General features: G+C 70.8%; 18 protein-coding genes. 6 read left to right on the forward strand and 12 right to left on the reverse strand.

The window, feature by feature from the left end; genetic code table 11:
• Positions 1-41 precede the first annotated feature (41 nt).
• From ACH34T_RS42135 to ACH34T_RS42145, 3 genes are all read right to left on the reverse strand, one after another.
• Positions 42-305, reverse strand: a complete 264-nt coding sequence (locus tag ACH34T_RS42135) for a hypothetical protein (protein ID WP_396026628.1) — start codon at positions 303-305, stop codon at positions 42-44.
• 39 nt (positions 306-344) lie between these two features.
• The gene (locus tag ACH34T_RS42140) at positions 345-602 is read right to left on the reverse strand and encodes a hypothetical protein (RefSeq protein ID WP_396026629.1); all 258 of its coding nucleotides are present in this window, start codon (positions 600-602) and stop codon (positions 345-347) included.
• Positions 603-1017: 415 nt separating this feature from the next.
• Complete coding sequence (locus ACH34T_RS42145; RefSeq protein ID WP_396026630.1) at positions 1018-1797, reverse strand: SDR family oxidoreductase; 780 nt, start codon at positions 1795-1797, stop codon at positions 1018-1020.
• A gap of 87 nt (positions 1798-1884) precedes the next feature.
• Between ACH34T_RS42145 and ACH34T_RS42150 the strand changes: the two genes are divergently transcribed.
• A complete protein-coding gene (locus tag ACH34T_RS42150) occupies positions 1885-2454 on the forward strand; it encodes a MerR family transcriptional regulator (RefSeq protein WP_396026631.1) in 570 nt (189 codons plus the stop codon).
• 96 nt (positions 2455-2550) lie between these two features.
• On the opposite strand, the gene ACH34T_RS42155 is transcribed toward ACH34T_RS42150, so the two are convergent.
• On the reverse strand, positions 2551-3147 hold the full coding sequence (locus tag ACH34T_RS42155; protein ID WP_396026632.1) for a peptidoglycan-binding protein: 597 nt from the start codon (positions 3145-3147) through the stop codon (positions 2551-2553).
• Positions 3148-3498: 351 nt separating this feature from the next.
• Between ACH34T_RS42155 and ACH34T_RS42160 the strand changes: the two genes are divergently transcribed.
• A complete protein-coding gene (locus tag ACH34T_RS42160) occupies positions 3499-4209 on the forward strand; it encodes a BTAD domain-containing putative transcriptional regulator (protein ID WP_396026633.1) in 711 nt (236 codons plus the stop codon).
• An 84-nt stretch (positions 4210-4293) separates the two neighbouring features.
• On the opposite strand, the gene ACH34T_RS42165 is transcribed toward ACH34T_RS42160, so the two are convergent.
• Positions 4294-4974 carry a response regulator gene (locus ACH34T_RS42165; protein WP_396026634.1) on the reverse strand — a complete coding sequence of 227 codons (681 nt, stop codon included), beginning with the start codon at positions 4972-4974 and terminating at the stop codon, positions 4294-4296.
• Positions 4971-6920 carry a sensor histidine kinase gene (locus ACH34T_RS42170; RefSeq protein ID WP_396026635.1) on the reverse strand — a complete coding sequence of 650 codons (1950 nt, stop codon included), beginning with the start codon at positions 6918-6920 and terminating at the stop codon, positions 4971-4973. Before ACH34T_RS42170 ends, ACH34T_RS42165 begins: the two co-directional genes overlap by 4 nt.
• Before the next feature lie 397 nt (positions 6921-7317).
• Between ACH34T_RS42170 and ACH34T_RS42175 the strand changes: the two genes are divergently transcribed.
• Positions 7318-7587: a hypothetical protein gene (locus tag ACH34T_RS42175; RefSeq protein WP_396026636.1), complete on the forward strand. Its 270-nt coding sequence runs from the start codon at positions 7318-7320 to the stop codon at positions 7585-7587.
• Positions 7588-7974: 387 nt separating this feature from the next.
• Entirely contained in the window at positions 7975-10878 is a 2904-nt protein-coding gene (locus tag ACH34T_RS42180; protein ID WP_396026637.1) for an ATP-binding protein, read from the forward strand.
• Positions 10879-11019: 141 nt separating this feature from the next.
• On the opposite strand, the gene cydC is transcribed toward ACH34T_RS42180, so the two are convergent.
• The 4 genes from cydC to ACH34T_RS42200 are packed head-to-tail and all read right to left on the reverse strand — an operon-like array spanning position 11020 to position 16866.
• The gene (gene cydC / locus ACH34T_RS42185) at positions 11020-12777 is read right to left on the reverse strand and encodes a thiol reductant ABC exporter subunit CydC (protein WP_396026638.1); all 1758 of its coding nucleotides are present in this window, start codon (positions 12775-12777) and stop codon (positions 11020-11022) included.
• Positions 12774-14435, reverse strand: a complete 1662-nt coding sequence (gene cydD / locus ACH34T_RS42190) for a thiol reductant ABC exporter subunit CydD (RefSeq protein WP_396026639.1) — start codon at positions 14433-14435, stop codon at positions 12774-12776. Before cydD ends, cydC begins: the two co-directional genes overlap by 4 nt.
• Positions 14432-15442 (reverse strand): cytochrome d ubiquinol oxidase subunit II, encoded by a 1011-nt coding sequence (gene cydB, locus ACH34T_RS42195; protein ID WP_396026640.1) that lies wholly within the window; start codon positions 15440-15442, stop codon positions 14432-14434. The genes cydD and cydB overlap by 4 nt, the downstream gene beginning before the upstream one ends.
• Before the next feature lie 14 nt (positions 15443-15456).
• The gene (locus ACH34T_RS42200; RefSeq protein ID WP_396026641.1) at positions 15457-16866 is read right to left on the reverse strand and encodes a cytochrome ubiquinol oxidase subunit I; all 1410 of its coding nucleotides are present in this window, start codon (positions 16864-16866) and stop codon (positions 15457-15459) included.
• Positions 16867-17037: 171 nt separating this feature from the next.
• Here ACH34T_RS42200 and ACH34T_RS42205 point away from each other — a divergent pair, with 171 nt between their 5' ends.
• The gene (locus tag ACH34T_RS42205; protein WP_396026642.1) at positions 17038-17622 is read left to right on the forward strand and encodes a Uma2 family endonuclease; all 585 of its coding nucleotides are present in this window, start codon (positions 17038-17040) and stop codon (positions 17620-17622) included.
• Positions 17623-17731: 109 nt separating this feature from the next.
• On the opposite strand, the gene ACH34T_RS42210 is transcribed toward ACH34T_RS42205, so the two are convergent.
• On the reverse strand, positions 17732-18589 hold the full coding sequence (locus ACH34T_RS42210) for a serine protease (RefSeq protein WP_396026643.1): 858 nt from the start codon (positions 18587-18589) through the stop codon (positions 17732-17734).
• Positions 18590-18953: 364 nt separating this feature from the next.
• The gene (locus tag ACH34T_RS42215; protein WP_396026644.1) at positions 18954-19835 is read right to left on the reverse strand and encodes a helix-turn-helix domain-containing protein; all 882 of its coding nucleotides are present in this window, start codon (positions 19833-19835) and stop codon (positions 18954-18956) included.
• Between the two features lie 102 nt (positions 19836-19937).
• Here ACH34T_RS42215 and ACH34T_RS42220 point away from each other — a divergent pair, with 102 nt between their 5' ends.
• Entirely contained in the window at positions 19938-20399 is a 462-nt protein-coding gene (locus ACH34T_RS42220; protein ID WP_396026645.1) for a rhodanese-like domain-containing protein, read from the forward strand.
• The last annotated feature ends 118 nt before the right edge of the window (positions 20400-20517 follow it).

Below are 20517 nucleotides of genomic sequence, written 5' to 3' on the forward strand. Positions count from 1 at the left end.
GAACGCCTTCGTCCTGACCACGGACGAGGGCGTTACGTGCTTCACAGGGTGATCGAGTTCGGGAAGTAGATCCGGGCGGAGCCGGAGTGCTCCCGTGAGGTGACGTCCACGCGCCGGTACCGGGACGGATCGACGCCGCGTGCGACCGCCTCGCGGTAGAACCTGTCGCTGAGCGCGACGACCAGGTCGGCTCCCGACAGCTGCTGGGCGGTGCGCAGCTGGGCCGAGTCCAGCAGCCGGTGCACCTCGTACAGGGCGACGCCTGCGTGGCCGTGCTCGTCCGCGATCACCTCGCCCGCGTGCAAGGCGAGGCGTAGCCGCGGCCGGACTTCCCGGCCCAGGTTTTAGTCGTCCAGGCGATCGGCAAGATGCGCCGGGAATCGATCGAGCAGCGTGGTCTTCGATATCGAGCCGGAGACCAGGACGAGGACGCCGTCGCCGCGGTCCTCGATGTGGCGTTCGCCTGGTTCCACCTGCGCGGCGGCGAACGCGTCTTCGAGAGCGCGGTACGTCGCCCGGCGTGCTTCGCGGCCTGCGCGGTGTCCGTCCGCTCGCCGAAGCCCGCGATGTCGAGAGCGAAGATCACCCGGTGGACGGGCCATCGCGACGGTTCCACCCGTCGTGTCTCACCTCTTAACGGTCGGCGCTCTTCGGGAAGCCCAGGTCATCGGGGGCGGCGGCCCTGGTGGCGGCGGGTGTTCTCCGTCCAGGACAGGTCTTCTCCGCTGTGGCCCTGCGAGCCTCTGTCCCATGCGCGCATGTCGCGGCGGTTCTCGCGCGCGTTGGCCGACAGTTCCGCACCGTTTCGGAAGCGGTGGCCTCGGCGGCGGAGACGTCGGTCGTAGGCCGCTCCGAATGCGAGCAGCAGAGCGAAGAATCCGGGGACGAGCCACCACCACATGACGTCATGTTCGGTGGTCAGAGGTGGGGTGGGGTAGGGAAAACTGCACACATCGGGCGTCCGGGAACGGCTCCCTGGGTGGGGGTGTTGGCGGGGCGGACTCTTTTGAGGCGGGGTCAGACTGTTTTGAGCATTCCGCCGTCGATGACGAGATCGGAGCCGCTCATGTTGGCCACGCGGCCGGAGGCGAGGAACACCACGAGGGCCGCGATCTCCTGGGGGTCGGCGAATCTGCCGGTCGGGAGGCCGACGAGCGCCGGGAGCCGATCGGCGATGTGCTCCCGGGGAATGCCCGCGCGCTGGGCGAGTGTGTCGCCGGGGCCGCCCGGGGAGGTCCACAGGTCCGTCCAGACGGGGCCGGGGGAGATCGTGTTCACGCGGAGTCCGCGGCCGCCGAACTCCTCGGCCAGCGCCTTGCCGAGGTTGGACAGTGCGGCCTTGGCCGCCGACTGGGCGACCAGGCGCGGCTGCGGAACCCGGGCGTTGATCGAACCGATGTTGACCACCGCGCCGTGTCGGTCCAGGAGGCTCGGCAGGGCGGCGCGGGTCGCGCGGACGGCCGACATGAACGTCAGGTCGAGGGTGTGGCGCCAGGCGTCGTCGTCGAGTTCGAGGAATCCCCCGGCGGGCGTCGATGTGCCCGCGACGTTGTTGACGAGCAGGTCGACGCCGCCGTGCCGTTCGATCGCGTGCCGCACGAGACGGTCTGGCCCGTCGGGGGTGCCGAGGTCGACCGCGAGCGTGTCGGGGGTCGCGTCCCGCAGGGCGCCGGTAACCGTGCGGCTGCCGGCGACGACTGCGAAACCGCCCTCGGCCAGGGCGCGCACGATCGCCAATCCGATGCCCCGGCCCGCGCCGGTCACCACGGCGATGCGCGTTCTACTCGACGTTGTCATCGCGATGTCCTCCACCCGCCGCCGCGGGGTTGCAGGGTACGAATCCTCACGTCGGTCAGCATCCAGGTTGAACTATGGTTCAAGTCAATGAGTGAGCTGTCGATAGCCCAACTGCGGGCCAGGACCGGGCTGGCGTCGTCCGCCCTGCGGTTCTACGAGCGCAAGGGACTGCTCCACGCCGCCAGGCGCGCGGGCGGCAAACGCGTCTACGACGAGGACGCCGTCGAACAGGTCGCGCTCATCGACCTGCTCAAACGGGCGGGCTTCACGCTGTCGGAGATCGCGGCGCTGGTCGGCCCGAGCGGCCGCAGCGCACCGGACTGGCGGACGATGGCGGCGGCGAAACTGCGCGAGCTCGACGACCGCGTCCAGCAGATCGAGCGGGCGCGTAAGGCGCTGCGGCATGCCATCGACTCCCGGCACGAGCTTCTCGACGATTGTCCTGTGCATCGCCGCATCCTCCGAGCGCACGCCGAAACGCTCGCGGCCGATGCGAAGAGCGCGCCAGCGAAGAGCGCGTCAGCGAAGAGCGCGCCAGCCAACAGCGCGTCTGTGAAGAGCACTTCTGTGAAGAGCGCGCCAGCGAAGAGTGCTTCTGTGAAGAGCGCGTCTGTGGAGGGTGTGTCGGTCAGTGGTCGGGGTGCTGGGTCTGCTTGAGTTGGTATTCAATGCGGGATTTGCGTGGCCATAATGGCGCGCAAAGGTGTGGGGGGCGGCCGCCTGGCGGAGGAACGGCGGCCGCCATTGGGCCTTTTAGCGGCCCGGGGTGCGCTGGGACTCGGCGCCCTGCGCGAACGCGGCGCGGAAGGTGATCTCGCCGAAGATTCCGTCGGCGTCGATCTCCTTGCGCTTCTGGAAGGCCTTGACGGCCGCCGTGGTGGCCGGGCCGTACTGGCCGTCCACGACGAGCGACGAGTTCTGCAGGACCTTCATCGCGTACTGGATGCCCTTGATCTGGGCCTTCCGTCCGTTGCCCGCACCGACCTCGCCGCCGTCGTCACGGAGTGCGCCCCAGGTCTCGACGTCGAGCCTGCCCGTCTGGGGCAGGCCGTGCGACCCCTGGTACTTCTTCAGCGCCGGCCCGAGGTTCGACGGCCAGCCCTCGCCTGCGGACGTCGGGGTGCAGTCGCCGTAGAACTTGAACTGCACCAGGTAGCAGCGCATGGAGGCGATGCGGTAGTCGCTGTCGCCCGGGCCGAGTTCGACCCACGGCTGCGACTCGATGGCCCTGGCCACCGCGGGGTCGGTGTCCTGGCCGTCGGCGTTGGCCGTCCCCATCGCGCCCATGGTGGTGGCGACCGCCAGCGCCGCCATCGCGAGGCCGAGCACTGCGCGTAGCAAGATCTTCATCTGTGGAATCCCCCATTCCGGTTGATTGGATCCTGTACTTCGGTGTGATGCCGACCGCTGGGGAATTGTTCTCGGTAATCTCGTCCAATTTATTTGGACGGTGCCCGACGAATGGGGCCGGGTGCTGGTTTACATGCGTTTGAATAATTTACTTAAATTGGGTTGGGGCGGCGGTGTGCTCGTGGTGCCACAGGGAGTGGTGGGTGCCGGGCAGGGCGTCCGGCCTTGGAATTCTCGTGGCGCGCGCGTGCTTCGAGTGACATTCTCAGGGAGACCGGCGGCAATCGAACAGTGGACGCCGGGGCCCGGTGCCGTGGAGTCCGACCGGCCGCGACGGCAGGAAGGCAGGCCATGCAAGCTCCCGACGAGGACACGATCCAGCTTCTCCCGCACTTCGCCTGCCGCCTGGCCGGGCACGAGATCGGACCCGACGAGACCGCCAGCAGGTTGCTCATCCACCTCGCGCTCGAAGCGGGCAGGCTGTCCCGGTCGGCCATGGCCGCGCGCCTCTGGCCCGACCTGGACCCGATGAGCTCCGCCAAACGCCTGCGCCAGTTACTCTGGCGCATCCGGCCGGAAGCGCGATCCATGGTCGTCATCGGCGCGGACTCGCTCCGGCTCGCCGACGACGTGACCGTCGACTACCACGCGGCCAGGAGCCTCGCCCAGCACATCCTCCACGCCGTCCCGAGCGAACTGCACGAGATCGACCCGCTGATCGTGCGCCTGCTGAGCACCGAACTGCTCCGCGACGGACACGACGAGGAGATCATGAACGAACGGTACCGATGGGACCGGCTCCGCCTGCTCGCCCTCGAAAGGCTGGCCACGACGGCCCTGGAACTCGGCGACACCGAGAGCGCCATCGTCCTGGCCACCCTGGGGAGCCATGTGGACGACCTCGCTGAGATCCCGCCGCGCGTCCTCGTCCAGGCCCACCTGATGCGCGGCGACACGGTCACCGCCTACCGCACCTACCTCGACTACGGCGCAGTGGTGCGGCGGGAGCTGGGCGTGGAGCCGGGCCCCGCCCTCCAGGATCTCGTCGCCCGCCTCCGCTGATCCATCTCCGTTGATCCGTCTCCGGCCTCCGTTGATGCGCGTCCGCCTCCGGTGGCTCGTCGTTGGCCTTCGCTGATGCGTTCGTCAGGGTTGTTCGTCGGGGCGTTCGCGGGGGCCGGTGAGGCCCATGTCGTAGGCGAAGATCGTGGCCTGGACGCGGTCCCGGAGGCCGAGCTTGCCGAAGATCGCGTTGACGTGGGTCTTCACCGTCGCGGTTCCGATGCCCAGCGCGGCGGCGATCTCGGCGTTGTTGAGGCCTTGGGCCACGGTGCGCAGGACGTCGATCTCCCGGTTGGTGAGCAGCCCGAGGCGCTCGTCCGGGCGCGGCCGCGCGCCGATCGAGCCCGCGGCGAACGCGTCGATCAGCTGGCGGGTCACCGCCGGGGCCAGCATCGCCTCGCCGCCCGCCACGGTGCGGATCGCGTCCAGGAGGTCCTGCGGGTCGCAGTCCTTGAGCAGAAAGCCCGAGGCGCCGGCGCGCAGGGCGCCGAACACGTACTCGTCGCGCCGGAACGTCGTGAGCACCAGGACGCGGGTCGAGGGCGCCACCGTGGACAGTTCGCGGGTGGCCTCCAGGCCGTCCATGCCGGGCATCCGGATGTCCATGAGGACGACGTCCGGACGGCAGCCCACGACCGTCCGCAGGACCTCGGCCCCGTCGGCGGCCTGCCCGACGACCGTCAGATCGGGCTCCTCGTCGATGATCGCGGCGAATCCCACCCGGACCACGGGCTGGTCGTCGGCCACGAGCACGCGGATCGTCACGGCCGGGCTCCCGCCGTCGCGTCCGGCGTCGCCTCCAGCGTTTCGAGCAGTTCGCGCATGCCCGCCAGTGCGGCCCGCGCCTCGCCGGCCACGACGGCGAGCGCGGCACTCCGGTCGTGCTCCGGACCGCCGCGCAGCGCCGACTCACCGGCCCGCACCAGCCGGACGGTGTGATCGAGGACCGCCTCCCGCAAACCGGCCGCGACCTGGTACCGCTCGGCCCGGACGACGTGGTCGGTGCGCACCGCCACCGCTTCCGCCATCGATCGCTCCCAATCCCTGCCCCGGCTCCGCCTGGATCGGACGACGGCGCCCCACGCCCAGAATGGCAGCATCGCGAGGGTACCGAGGGTGCCGAAGAACACGAGGCCCGCGACGGCGTCGCCCGCGGTGAGCGGCTCCTCCGCCGGATCGACGGCGAGACCCGTCAGCGCGAGCAGCCCGCCCACCGTCCCGGCCGCGGTCGCGCCCAGCAGGCCCGCGGCCGCCGACGGTCCGTAGACGGCCAGCGAGTACACGGCGATCGCCTCCGCCGTCCACGACAGCGCCAGCGCCTCCAGCCAGCTCGCGGAGATCACCTCGGACAGGGTCAGCCCGGCCCACAGGACGTCGACACCGGCCACGGACGCCAAGGTCACCACCGGGATCGTCCGCCGCCACCACAGCAGGAGCGCATGCGCCGACAGCAGCCCGAGCAGGCTGGCCAGGCCGAGCGGAGAGGCACGCAGGATCGGGTCCGGCGGGGTGACCGCGACCAGTGGCAGGACGACGCACATGCCCATCGCCACCATGTCCACCAGTTCGGGCCAGCCGAATTCGCGGCGTGCACGGCTCGGCGTGGGGAATTCTGCGTGGACCGACCAGCCGCCTTCGTCGATGGGTCCAGCCTGTAGCGTGCCGCCGACCTCGTCCGTCCGGCGCCGCATGCCGTCGACGCCGCGTCCTCCGCCTAGCTCCGCGCCGTCGTTCCAGGCCCCGCCCTTCTCGTTGCGGACGACCACGGTGAGCGTGCCGGCGCCGTACGCGATCCGGACGGTGATGGGCGCTCCCGTTGCGTGACGCATCGCGTTCGTGAGGGACTCCTGGACGACGCCGTAAGCGGCGGCGACCGTCTCGCCAGGTAACACGTGCGGCTCGCCGGACACGGTGACCGACACCGGGATGCCGAGCCGGGCCAGCCCCGTGCACAGCGGCGAGATGACCGCTTGCAGGTCGGCGTCCGGGTCGTTTCCGGACGGCCGGACCACCACGTCCACCAGCCGGTTGAGCGCCGCCAGGACCTCCCGTCCGGTGTCGACGGCGATGGCGAGGGCCTCGGCGACCATCTCGGGCCGCCGGTCCTCCAGGCGGAGCGCGGCGGTCGCGTGCACGGTGACGGCGCTGAGATGGTGACCGGCGACATCGTGCAGATCACGGGCCAGCCTCTCCCGTTCGGCGGCGGCCAGGACTTGCCGTTCCCGCTCTGCCGCGTCCAGCCGGACGGCGAGCCGCCGCCGCAGGTCCACCCGCTGCCGGCGCAGCTGGCCGAAGGCGATGACGGCGGCGAAGCAGGCGGCCGTCATCAGGGCGGTGGCCAGCGCCTCCGTCGGCGAGCTCGACGTCACCGCGCCGACCAGGCATCCGGCCGCGGCGGCCGCCGCGCCGCCGGTCACGGCGGTCCGGGCCGGACGGTGCACAGCCAGCGAGTACAGCGCGATCAGATCGGCCGCCCAGAGCACGGGGGCGCCCGCGGAAGCGGGGAGCGTCAACTCGGCCGCGCCCCCGATCACCACCGTGACGCCGAGCACCGCCGCCGGACGCTCCCTGCGCAGGCAGAGCGCCACCGCCACGACCGCCCCGGCGAGCAGCCCGAGCGTCCGTTCCCGCACACCGAAGGACTCATCGAGTACCGCCGCCAGACCCGGGCCCGCGACGAGCTGGACCCCCAGCAGAACCAGAGGCAGCACCACGTCTTTCACACGCGGCCGATGGTGTGTCAACTCGCCGAACGAGAGCACTTTGCGACTCTAATCCCGATCGGTTCGGCAGTGTCAACGGCCGGCCACCGATACCGGCCACAAAAGGCCGAACGTCTCCACCCGTGGGGGGACCATTCAATGCACCCCCGGTCTGGTGCGGGTCCGTTCCGGTGGAGGAGGCGGACGGGCCGCCGCCGCCATTAACTTTCTGGTACGGCCTGATCAGGACGGGAGATTATGCGGAGACGGCGGTCGAGCCGTCCGCAGGACGACGAAGCGAGGCGCGCTCCGCACCCGGATCGGCGTCACTGCGCCGGGGATTCAGTAGCTCAACAGATCTCCGGCTCGCGACGGGCATCGGCACAATTATTGAGCGAGGTCGTCAATGGACGCAGAACCGGACACGAAATCACCTGGACGCGTATCGGAAGCCGCCTGGGCGGCGACGTCGATCATCGCCTTGGCGGCATTCGGGGCGAGAATGCTGTCCCACGACGGCGTCCTCTGGTACGCGAGCATTGCGCTCACGACGATCGCGGCGCCGCTCTCGGTCGTCCTTCTGGTGCGCTCATTGCTGAAGGGGACCGAATCGTGGTCCTGGGCCTTCGCCGCGCTGTCACAGGTGACCGTGGCACTGATCCGCCTACTGCTCTAGGCGGACCTTCCGCGCCCGCCAAAGGATGCGCCTCTGCCGAGGTCACGCACACCTGAGGCCGTCCCCGGCGGGCACACCCGGCGGCCACACCTGGCGGGCGCATCCGGCGGAGGCCGTGCCCGCTGGAGGCCACTCGGACACCCACTCCTCGTGATCAGTCGACCATTCGCACGGTGTAATCGCTTCCTCGGCGGAACGGACGCGGGCTCATCCTCGGTAACCGTACGGGTGCTCTGGCCGTCCTTGTGCGCGTGATTATTGACGAACGTCCGTGGGCGAGTGATGTGGCGAGTAAAATACTTCTGTGTGGGTCAGGCCGAGGCGAGCCGACAGCGAGGTTCACAAATGTGGGAACCGGGCCGGGAATCGGCGTATTCGCGACGTCCCATGGTGGGGCGCCAGGGCGCCCTCCGAACGATCCGCGAGGTGCTGGACGGCTCCGCCGCCGGCGCGTTCCACGTCGTCACCCTGGCCGGGGACCCGGGGATGGGCAAGACCCGGCTGCTGAGCGAACTCGCCGCGGCGGCCGACGATCGCGGGCTGCCGGTGATGTCCGGACGGGCCTCCGAGTTCGAGCAGGAAATGCCGTTCGGGGTGTTCGTCAACGCCCTGGACGACGCGGTCGAGAAGAATCTCCCCAGGCTGGTCTCAGAACTCGGTCCCACCGTCGTGCGACAGCTGGCGATGGCGTTCCCGGCGATGTCAGCGGCGTCCGCAGCGGCGTCGGCGGGGTCGGCGGGGTCCGTAGCGGGGTCTGCGGGGGCTGCGGGGGCTGTGGGGGTTTCCGGGGGCGGATCCGTGGTGGAGCAGGCGGGTGGGCCGGCGGGGCTCGTGCGCTATCGGCTCTACAGCGCCGTTCGCGATCTCATCGAGCGGCTGGCCGTTACCGACTGCCTTGTGCTCGCCCTCGACGACATGCACTGGGCCGACGCCTCCTCCGTGGAGCTCCTGAACCATCTCGTCCGTCATCCGCCGAACACCGGGCTGCTCATCGCCGTCGCCTACCGTCCAGCGCAGGCCGGGTCGGCGCTGGCGGGTCCGCTCCGTGCCGCGGCCGAGCACGGGCCGAGCATCACCGTCGCGCCGCTCACGCTCGACGAGGTGGCCGAGATCCTCGGGCCGGACGTCGGCCGCACGCGCTGCGAGGCCCTGTACAAGGCCAGCGGCGGCAACCCCTTCTACCTCGACGCGCTCGTCCGGATGGCGTCGGCCGGCGACCACGACGAGCTTCCCTATGACGTCCAGACCACGATCCAGGCGGAGCTGAACGGGTTATCGGACTCGTCGTTGCTGGTCGCGCAGGCGGCCGCGCTCGTCGCCGACGAGTTCGATCACGCCCTCGTCGCCGTGGCCGCGGGCACCACCGAGGAGGAGACGCTGACCGCGCTCGACCGGCTCGTCGCCCGCGACATCGTCCGCCCGGACGCCGGAGACGTGCGGTTCCATTTCCGCCATCCGCTGATCCGCAACGTCATCTACGGTTCCACGCCGCCCGGCCGGCGGCGGGCGGCGCACGGACGCGTCGCCGCCCATCTCGCCGATCTCGGCGCGCCCGCCGCGCAGCTCGCCCACCATGTCGAACGCTCGGCGAGCCACGGCGACCGCGCTGCCGTCGACGTCCTCATCAACGCCGCCCGGACCGTCGCGCTCCAGGCCCCGCACACGGCCGCCGAGTGGTTCGCGTCCGCGCTGCGGCTCATGCCGCATGACGCGCCCGAGCGGCTGACGCTCATGCTCGAACTCGGCGAGCTCCAGTCGGTCAGCGGACGCCTGGAGGAGGGCCGGGAGATCGCCATCGAGGTTCTCCGGCTGCTCCCCGCCGACGACTACGCCCGCCGTTCGGTCGCCGCCCGGTTCTGTGCCATGACCCATCGGCTGCTGGGCAGCTTCGACCAGGGCCAGGCCGTGATCGTCAACGAGCTGGCGGCCATCCCCGATCAGCGGTCCGAGGCGGCGGTCCGGCTACGGGTGCGGCTGATCAGCTACATCCTGCTCAAGCTCGATCACCGGGCGGCCCTGGACGAGATCGACCGCATCCCCGAGCCCCGGAGCGGCTGGGCCCCGAGCGTGGCCCTGTCCCTGAAGGCGATCCGTCCGATGGCCGCCTACGTGAGCGGCTCCGTCGACGAGGCCCTCGCGGACGTGCGGGTCGCGGTCGACGCCCTGGCCGCCACTCCGGACGAGCATCTCGTCGACTGCCTGGACTCCCTGGCCTGGCTCGGCTGGACCGAATGCCTGATGGGCCTGCACGCCGACGCGGTGCGCCGGTTCGACCGGCTGATGGCCGTCGCGCGGGGCACGGGCCGGCAGTACATCATCCCGGTGGCGCTCGCGGGCAGGGCGCGGTCCTATGTGGGGCTGGGCCGGCTGGCCGAGGCGGCCCGGACCGTGCGGGAGGCCGCCGAGTCCGCCTGCCTGCTGGGCTCGTCCCAGCAGTCGGTGTTCGTCGCCACCGAGCAGTGCCTCGTCGATCACTGGACGGGCGATGTCAGGGCCGCGCTCGCCAACGGCGGCGAGGCGGTCCGGACGTCGGGCGGGATCCGTGAATGGTGGGGCAGGCAGGCCGAGTACGCCTACGGTCTGGCGCTGGTCGACGCGGGCCGGCCGGACGAGGGGCGTGAGCGGCTCCTCGCCGCGTGCAGTTCGCCGGGCCCCCTCGTCTTCGACCCGAACACGCTCCTGCGCTGCGCCGAGCGGCTGGCCGCGCTGGACGCGGCGAGCGGTCGCCAGGACGAGGCGGCACGGTGGGCCGCCAAGGCCGAGGAGTACGCCCACCCGGGCCTGCCGGGCACGGTCGGGCTCGCCGCCCTGGCGCGGGCGCACGCCGTGGAGGACGCCGATCCCCGCTCGGCCGCGGCGATGGCGCGCGAGGCGGCCGGGTCGCTGGCCGGGGCGGAGCTGCGGCTCGACGCCGGGCGGGCGCTGCTCGCGGCAGGGGTCGCCGCCGCGCGGGCGGAGGATCCCGGGTCCGCGCGGGAGTCGCTTGAGGGGGCCGCGGAGAAGTTCGGTGTGTGCGGCGCCCACCGCCTCTACCGGCGGGCCGTGACGGAGTTGCGGCGCCTCGGCGTCCCCGTCCCCGCGCCCAGTGACCGCGACACCGCCCCGTACGGGCTGTCCCGGCGCGAGCTGGAGGTGGCCGCCCTGGTCGCGGAGGGCAGGACGAACCTGCAGATCGCCGAGTCGCTCGTGATGAGCGTCCGGGCGGTGGAGAGCCACCTCAGCCACATCTTCGCCAAGCTCGGCGTCACCTCGCGGAACGGCGTCACCGCGTCCCTCTCCCGGACGGGCTGACGACCGGCACGCGCCTCGCCCTCACCCTCGCTTTCGCTTTCGCCTTCGCCCTCGGTCGCGGGTGGCGTGTGCTGGACCGCAGAGCGCCAGGGGCGGACGAGTCGCCGATGGCCGCCGCGGGATGTGCCCGTCCGGTCGGCTTCAAACAGGGCGCGCCGCCGGTGCCGGGTCGGGCTTCGGGACGGCGTGCTCGTGGCGCCACAGGGAGCGGTAGGGGCCGGGGCGTGAGAGCAGGTCGGCGTGGGTGCCGCGGTCGGCGACGCGGCCGCCGTCGAGGACGATGATCTCGTCGACGGCGTCCAGGCCGGTGAGGCGGTGGGTGACGAGCAGGGTCGTCCGGCCCTCGGTGGCGGTCAGCAGGTCGGCGGTGAGGGCGTCGGCGGTCGGGAGGTCAAGGTGCTCGGCGGGCTCGTCCAGGAGCAGGATCGGGAAGTCGGCGAGGAGGGCGCGGGCCAGGGCGATGCGCTGGCGCTGGCCGCCGGAGACCTGCGCGCCGTGCTCGCCGACGCGGGTGTCCAGCCCCTGCGGCAGCGCGTCGATCCAGTCGAGGAGGCGGGCGCGGCGGAGGGCGTCGCGGAGCTCGTCGTCGGTGGCGGCGGGGCGGGCCAGGCGGACGTTCTCGCCGATCGTCGAGTCGAACAGATGGGCGTCCTGGGCGCAGAGACCGATGACGCGGCGAACGTCGTCGCCCGCCAGGGCGCTGAGGTCGGTGCCGTTGAGGGTCGCCCGGCCACCCGCGGGTTCCAGGAAGCGGAGTAGGACGGCGGTGAGCGTGGTCTTGCCTGAGCCGCTGGGGCCGACGATCGCGCAACGGCGGCCTGGGGTCAGGTCTAGGGAGATGCCGTCCAGGACGTAGGGGCCGGTGGACGTCCATTGGGCGCGAAGGTCTTGGACGGTGAGGGTGTACGGCGATGCAGGGAGGGCCGCAGGATCGGCTGGGTCGGATACGGGCTCGGGGGTGTCGAGGACGGCGAAGATGCGCGCGGCCGAACGGCGGACACGTTCCAGGTACTGCGCGGCCAGCGGCAGCCCGGCCACGACCTCGAACGCCGCCAGAGGCAGGAGGACGACCACCGCCAGGAGCACCCCGTCCAGCGTCCCTGAGCGGACGGCCGGTACACCGACCGCAAGACTGCCCCACACGGCGAGACCACCCGCGAGAGCGGAAATCGCTGCACCGGCACCGGCGGTGGTAGCGGAACGGGCCGACGCGCGGGTGAAGTCACGGTCGAGCTGGGTCGCCTTGGCGAGTTGGGCGGGGGCGGCGCCGTAGGCGATGAGCTCGGGCGCGCCCTGGAGGGTGTCCACGACATGCGAGGTCAGGTCGGCGCGCAGGTCGGTGGTCCGGTGCTCGGCGCGGCGCGCCATGGTCGCCGAGAGCCAGGGGGCGACGACGCCCGCGAGCAGGAGGGCGCAGAGGAGGACGGCTCCCGCCGACGGAAGCAGCGCCCAGGCGATACCGACGGACGCACCGCCGACGACGGCGGCGACCGTGCAGGGCAGCAGCACACGGAGGAACAGGTCCTGGACGGCGTCGACGTCCGCGACGAGCCGGTTCAGCAGGTCACCGCTGCGGAAGGCGGGCAGGCCCCCGGGCGCGAGGCGTTCGAGCCGTCCATACACGCGGGCGCGCAGGTCCGCGAGGATCCGGAACGTCGCGTCGTGCCCGACGAGGCGTTCGACATAGCGGAACACGCCGCGTCCCAGCCCGAAGGCGCGGACGGCCACGATCGCGACCATGAGCGTCAGCACCGGCGGATGCTGCGCGGCCCGCGAGATCAGCCACGCCGACGTGGCCATCAGGCCGACGCCGCTGCCGAGCGCCAGGACGCCGAACAGCACGGCGAGCCCGAGCCGCCACCGGGCCGGACGCGCGAAGGTCAGCAGCCGAACGATCATGCCGTCACCGTCACCGCCGCGGGATGGATCTCGATCGTCCGGTCGGCGAGGGCGGCCAGGGCGGGGCGGTGGGCGACGAGGATCACGGTGCGGGACGCGGCCAGCCGGCGGACGGCGTCGAGCACGGACGCCTCGCTCTCCGCGTCGAGGTTCGAGGTCGGCTCGTCCAGGAGGAGGAGCGGGGCGTCGCGCAGGAAGGCGCGGGCCAGGGCGATGCGCTGCCGCTGTCCGGCGGACAGGCCGAGCCCCCGTTCGCCGAGCGGCGTGTCGAAACCGTCTGTCAAAGCGTCGATGAATTCCAGGGCGTTCGCGGCTCGCGCGGCGGCACGGACGTCGGCGTCGGACGCGTCCGGACGGCCCAGGCGGATGTTGGCGGCGATCGTCCCGGTGAACAGGTGCGGCCGCTGCGGAACCCACGCGATGTGGGCGCGCCAGACATCGGGGTCGAGGTCGGCGAGATCGGCCCAGTCGACCTGTACGCGCCCTGAGTCGGGCCGGACGAACCCCAGCAGCACGGCGAGCGCAGTGGATTTCCCGGCCCCGCTCGGCCCGGTGAGCGCGACCGTCTCACCCGGGTGGACGGTGAGGGAGAGCCCGGCTAGCGCGGGAACGTCGCGGCCGTCGTAGGCAACGGTCACATCGTCCAAGCGGATCGTGGCACGGGCCAGGTCGGGGACATCGACGCAGGCACCTGGAGTCGGGGCGGGCGTCTCGATCACCTCGAAGATCCGTCCGGCGGCGGTGAGGCCCTCGACGCTCGCGTGGTACTGCGCGCCGACCTGCCGCAGCGGCAGGTACGCCTCCGGCGCCAGGATCAGCACGAGCAGCGCCGTCTCCAAATCCAGATGGCCCTCGACCAGCCGCAGCCCGATCGAGACGGCGACGAGCGCGACGGAGATCGTCGACAGCAGCTCCAAGACGAGCGCCGACAGGAAGGCGATCCGCAGCGTCGACATCGTGGCCCGCCGATGCCGGTCGGTGACGTCGCGGATCTTGCCTGCCTGGGCCCGCGCCCGTCCGAAGATCTTCAGCGTGGGCAGCCCGGCGACGACGTCCAGGAAGTGCGCGGACAGGACGGACAGCGTGCGCCACTGCCGATCCATCTTCCGCTGGGTGGTGAGCCCGACCAGGATCGCGAAGACGGGGATGAGCGGCAGCGTCACGGCGATCGTCACGGCGGACAGCCAGTCGCCGAGCAGGATCCGCGCCCCCACCGCCACCGGGACGATCACCGCGAGGACGAGCTGCGGCAGGTAGCGGGAGAAGTAGTCGTCGAGCGCGTCGATCCCGCGCGTGATAAGGGTGGCGAGCTCGCCGCTGCGCTCGCCGGACAGCCAGCGCGGCCCGAGCCGCAGCGCGTGCGCGAGCAGCCGGGCCCGCAGCTGCGACTTCACGGCGGCGGACGACCGGTGCGCGGCGACCTCCTGCAGCCACGCGACAAGGGCACGGCCGACGACGACGGCGAACAGCAGCAGCAGCGGGACGCGCAGCTCACCGAGCGAGGCGCCATCGAGGAACGCGCGCGTGAGCATGCCGGCGAGCAGCGTGGCCTGCGCGATGATCAGCCCGGCGGTGGCGGCGCCGAGCGCGACGGACGCGACCAGGAAGATCCGTGTCGTCCGCGCGTGCTTCAGCAGCCGCGGATCGAGGGGCTTCACGACACCGTCTTCCGCGCGGGAATGTGGGACGTGCCGATGCGCTTGCGGAACACCCAGTACGTCCAGCCCTGGGAGATCATCACGATCGGGGTGAACACGGCCGCCGTCCACGTCATGATCTTGAGCGTGTACGGCGACGAGGCGGCGTTCCCGGTGGTCAGCGTGCCGGCCGCGTCGAGGGTGGACGGCATGACGTCCGGAAACAGCGACACGAAGAGCGTCGCGACGGCGAGCACGATGGCGGCGCCGGTGCCGGCGAACGCCCAGCCTTCGCGTCCCCTCCGGTTGGCGACGGCGGCGGCGACCAGCCCGATCGCGGCGCCCCCGGCGGTCAGCCAGGTCACGGGCTTGCCGTACTCCACCTGGGTGATCAGCAGGAAGCTCCCTCCGGCGGCGACGGCCGCGACCGCGGCGACGCTCGCGACGAAACGGGCCCGCACCCGAATATCGCCGGACGTCTTGAGCGCCAGGAACACCGCCCCATGCAGGACGAACAAGGTCATCGTCGTGAGCCCGCCGAGCAGCGCGTACGGGTTGAGCAGGTCGCCGAGCGTCCCGACATACTCGTGGTCGGCGTCCAGCGGCACCCCGCGGACGATGTTCGCGAACGCCACGCCCCACACGAACGCGGGCACGAGGCTGCCCCAGAAGATCGCCTTGTCCCAGCGGGACCGCCACCGCGCGTCGTCCCGCTTGCCGCGGTACTCGAACGCGACGCCGCGCACGATCAGCGCCAGCAGCACGGCGAGAAGCGGCAGGTAGAAGCCGCTGAACAGGGTGGCGTACCACTCGGGGAACGCGGCGAACATGGCGGCCCCGGCGACGATGAACCACACCTCGTTGGCGTCCCAGACGGGCCCGATGGTGTTGATGACGACGCGCCGCTCGACGTCGTTCCGGCCGAGGACGGGCAGCAGCATCCCGACGCCGAAGTCGAATCCCTCCAGGAAGAAATAGCTCGTCCACAGGAACGCGATGATGATGAACCAGACGGTGGTGAGTTCCATGACCGCCGTCCCTCCTAGTAGGCGAACGCGAGCGAGCGCTCGGAATCGTCGTCTTCGTCCGCGGGCGGCGGGAGCACTTCGTCCTCGGACGGCGGCCCGGCCTTGGCGTACTTGAGCATCAGCCCCGCCTCGATCACTGCGAGAACGGCGTACAGCGCGGTCAGCGAGGCGACGGAGATGAGCATCGACGACGCCGACACGCCAGGCGACACGCTCGCCGACGTCTTCATCACGCCGAACACCGACCAGGGCTGGCGCCCCATCTCCGTGAAGACCCAGCCGGCGGAGTTGCCGATGAACGGCAGCGTCAGCGACAGCATCCCGACCCGGTACACCCACCGGTTGGACGGCAGCCGTCCGCGCCGCAGCAGCCACAGCCCGGCGACCGACACGAGCGCGGTGACCATTCCCACCCCGACCATGAGCCGGAAATTCCAGTAAATCGCCGGGACGAACGGCCGGTAGTCACCCGGCCCGTACCGCGCCTCCTCGGCCGCCTGGACGTCGTTGATCCCCTTGACCTCGCCGTCGAAGGTGCCGGTGGCGAGGAACGACAGGACACGCGGCACCTTGATCCCAAAGACCTCCGCGCCACCGTCCGGCGTCCCGACCGTGAGAACCGAGAAGGACGCGGGCTTCTCCGTCTCGTAAAGCGCCTCAGCCGCGGCCATCTTCATCGGCTGCTGCTCGGTCATGACCTTGCCCTGCTGGTCACCGGTGATCGCGACGCCGATCGACGCGACCGCCGTGACGGCCAGCGCCAGCCGCAGCGACGGCCGGAACACCTCCACGTTCTTGCGCCGCGCCAGATGCCAGGCGCTGACGCCCGCCATGAACATCCCGCCCGTGACGAACGCCGCCGTGACAGTGTGCGGGAACGCGACAAGGTGCGTCGGGTTGGTCAGGACGGCCCAGAAATCAGTGAGAACAGCCCGTCCCGTCTCCTCATCGACCCGGTAGCCGACGGGATGCTGCATCCACGAATTCGCGGACAAGATAAAGAACGCCGACAACTGCGTCCCAACAGCAACCAGCCAGATGCAGCCCAGATGGACCTTCTTCGGCAGCCTGTCCCACCCGAAGATCCACAGCCCGAGGAACGTCGACTCGACGAAGAACGCGAGCAGCCCCTCGATCGCGAGCGGCGCCCCGAACACGTCCCCGACGAACCGCGAGTAGTCGCTCCAGTTCATGCCGAACTGGAACTCCTGCACGATCCCGGTGACGATCCCCATCGCGAAGTTGATCAGGAAGAGCTTGCCCCAGAACTTGGTGGCCCGCAGGTAGTGGGTCTTGCCCGTCCGCACCCACGCCGTCTCCAGCCCCGCCACCAGCGCCGACAGCCCGATCGTCAGCGGAACGAACAGGAAGTGGTACACGGTGGTGATCCCGAACTGCCACCGAGCAATATCCACCGTGTCCATGGCGCGCCCCTCCACCATCTACTACAAGCCGTAGTACTACGACTCGTGGAATATACTACGTCTTGTAGTACTACCGCACGTCGTTAACCTCCTCACACCCCGCCAAAGGACACAACCGCGCCTACGCTGACCCGACTACCTGCACCAACACGACCGAGGGGCCGACAAGCCATGCACGCGCTGACTCTCCCGTTGCCTGCCGGCGACACCTGGACTCGGGCGGAATTCGAAGCCCTACCCGAAGACCTCCCAGCACGCGTCAGCCTCATCCACGGACACCTCGTCGTAGGCCTGCGACCCCGTCCGATCCACCAACGCATCGTGCGACGCCTAGCAACCCGCGTGGAGGAAGCCGCTCCAGCCGCTTGGCATGTCGACACCGGCGTGGACGTTCTCCTAGACGACGACGAGACCGAGCCGGTCGAGATGGCCCCCGACATCGTCGTGTACTCCACCGACCACGACCCCTACGAACGCCCCATCCCTGCCGGCCTGGTGACCCTCGTCATCGAAGTGGTGTCACCGTCCACCAAGCGCAAGGACCGGCGGGCACACCCCGAGCTTTACGCAGAGGCGGGAATCCGTCATTTCTGGCGGGTTGAGACCAACCAGACCGCACCGGCGTTCGCGATCTACACCTACGAGATCGACGACGCCACCGGACGATACGTAGCGACCGGCCTCCACCACGATCGGCTCTCCGCTACCTCGCCATTCGACCTCGACATCGAACTCAAGCCCGTCCGCGACCACTGACCCTGGCCTGGCGCGTCCGCTGGAAGGCAGGCCGTTGTGGTACCTGAGAGCTCGGAAGACAGACGCCTCGCATCTCTCGACGAGAGATGCGAGGCGCGTTTTGGTGGGGTTAGCCGCGGGGGGCGGTGCAGCCTTGGCGGTTGAAGTCGAGGACGGTTCCGGGGGCTATGCAGTTGGCCAGGATGTAGGTCTGCTGCGCGTACCCGATCTGGCGGCGCACCGTGACGGTGCCCTGCTCGTCGACCTCGCAGGGGTTGTTCAGGGTGCAGCGGCCGCCGCTCTCGTTGATGGTGTTGTTGACGCCGATGACCTTGCCGGACGCGCCGTCGATGGCCGGGGAGCCTGATGTGCCGCCGATGACGTTGCACTGGGACGTGTAACGCAGCGAGTCCTTCCACGTCCACTCGGACTCACGGAGGCGGTAGGCGAAACCGTTCAGCTGGCACGTGTAGATGCGCTTCCAGTAGCCGGAGACGACGTGCAGGGTGCCGCCGGACGTCGGACGCTGGAGCACCATCTCCAGCGCGCGCGTGTTGTACTGCTGCTGGATCTGGGCGTAGGTGCTGCTGAGCTTGTACAGGGCCGCGTCGGTGTCGGTCATGGTCCCGTACAGCAGCGTCGTCGCGCGCAGGGTGCCCGCGTCTCCGCCGCCGGAGTTCAGGAGGGTGAACGTCCGGCTGGAGGCGCGGTTCGTGATGACCTGGCCGGCGGACGGCATGCCGGTCTCCAGGCAGTGGCCGTTGGTGAGCACCATCGCGGGGTCGCTGTCGGCGGAGTTGGGGGTGCGCACGACAGAGCCGGAGCAGTTGCTCAGGGCGACGATCGAAGTGAAGTCGGCGGCCTTGGCCGGCGCGGCCTGCGTCTGCGCGGGGGCCGTGGGAGCGGCGAACGCGGTGCCGGTGCCCGCGGCCGCCGTGGCGGTGCCAAGGAACGCTGCGACGAGCACGCCGAGAATGCGTCTGTGCATGGCGGGGGGTCCTCTCGGTGATCTTCGGTTGTGACTGTCGCCGATCGGCAATGGCGGTGATCGTCCCGGCCCCCCGGTACCGGCATCGCGCGGATCTGGCGCCGAACGTGTCGGCAGCGAGATCGTAACCGCGGTCCCGGCAGCCAGGAAGAAACAGGTTCGACTGACCTGGGGAAACGCGGTGAATCCGGCAGGCATTGCAAAGTCCGCCCCGGTCTGCCCGCACCCGCTGATCTACACTTCCGGCATGGACCTCAGGGACGTGGAACGAGATCGTTCGTCGACTGCCTGAGCACCGGGCTGGACGTGGCGCGCCTGCTCGCCGGCCTCGACGGCCTCGCCCAGGACGGCGATCACTGAGCGGTCAGCGCGTCGCGGTCGTCGCGGCTGTCGCGGTCGTCGCGGTCGTCGCGCCGAACGTGCGCCGGTACGCGGACGGCGAGGTCTTCATCGCCCGGACGAAATGGTGCCGGAACGTCACCGGGCTCTCGAAGCCGACCGCCGCGCCGATCTCCTCGATCAGGGTGCCGCCGTCCTCCAGCAGGGGCAGCGCCGCCATGATCCGCTGGGTGATGACCCAGCGGAGCGGGCTCGTCCCCGTCTGCCGGCGGAAATGCCTGATGTACGTGCGCGGCGCGAGGCGCGCCTCCCGGGCCAGGCCCGCGACGGTGATCGGCTCGGCGAGATGCGCGAGCGCCCACGCCATGCTGCGCGCGACCGCGTCGTCGTCCGCCGGTGGCGTCACGGCGGCCTCCACGAACTGCGCCTGCCCGCCCTCCCGGTGCGGCGGGACGACCAGCCGCCGCGCGACCATGTTCGCGATGCGGGCGCCGTGGTCCTTGCGGACGAGGTGCAGGCACATGTCGAGCCCCGCGGCGCTGCCCGCCCCGGTGAGGACGTCGTCGCCGTCCACGTAGAGGACGTCCGGGTTCACGCGCACCTTCGGATAGCGGCGCCGTAGCAGGTCGGCGTACCGCCAGTGCGTGGTGGCCTCGCGTCCGTCCAGCAGGCCGGCCGCCGCGAGCGCGAACGCGCCCGAGCAGATCGACACGACGCGGCCTCCCCGCGCGTGCGCCCGCCGGAGTGCCGCGACGACGTCGGGCGGGGGGTCGTCCCGGACGTCGGGGACGGCGACGACGATCACCGTGTCCGCGGCGGCGAACTCCGCCAGGCCGTGCTCGGTGGTCATCGTGAAGCCGCCGACCGCCCGGATCGGGCCGCGGGCCGGCGGAGCGATGACCACCATGGCGAAATCTTAGCGATTATCGGCGATCAGGCCACTTCCGGGACGATGCGACCGCCGCGCAGCATGGGGCCGTACAAAGATTCTCGTCCCAAGGAGCGTCAGATGATCGACTTCTCGTCCGCGGCGTCCAGCGAGGAGGCCGTCCGGCATTTCGCCGCCCGCCTGTCGTTCGAGACGGACGTGTCCGACGTCGCCGACGATCTCGGCGGTGACACGATCGTGGTCGTCGACTCGCGCGGCACGCAGAGCTGGGAGCAAGGACACATCCTGGGCGCGCTTCACCTGCCGACCCCGGAGATCGCCAAACGCGCCGCGTCCCTGATCCCGGACGGCAGGACCGTGGTCGTCTACTGCTGGGGACCCGCCTGCAACGGCGCCACGAGGGCCGCCCTGGAGTTCGCGAAGCTCGGCTACCCGGTCAAGGAGATGATCGGCGGATTCGAGTACTGGGCCCGCGAAGGGTTCCCCGTGGAGACGGGCGAGGGCGGCGGCCAGGGGACCGTCACCCGCCGCTCCCCCGACCCGCTCACCGCGCCTTCGGGAGCCGTCTCCTGCGACTGCTGACGAGCCGAGTTGCGGACGCGCCCGAATGTTCCAGCAGAGGCGGGGCATAATGCCGAGCCCCGGCGACGTTAGACTCTAGGAATCATTCTTCGACGCCCCATGGCGTCTGGCTCGTCCT

This window comes from Actinomadura sp. 9N215 (assembly GCF_044326345.1).
In the GTDB taxonomy this organism is placed as follows: Bacteria; Actinomycetota; Actinomycetes; order Streptosporangiales; family Streptosporangiaceae; genus Spirillospora.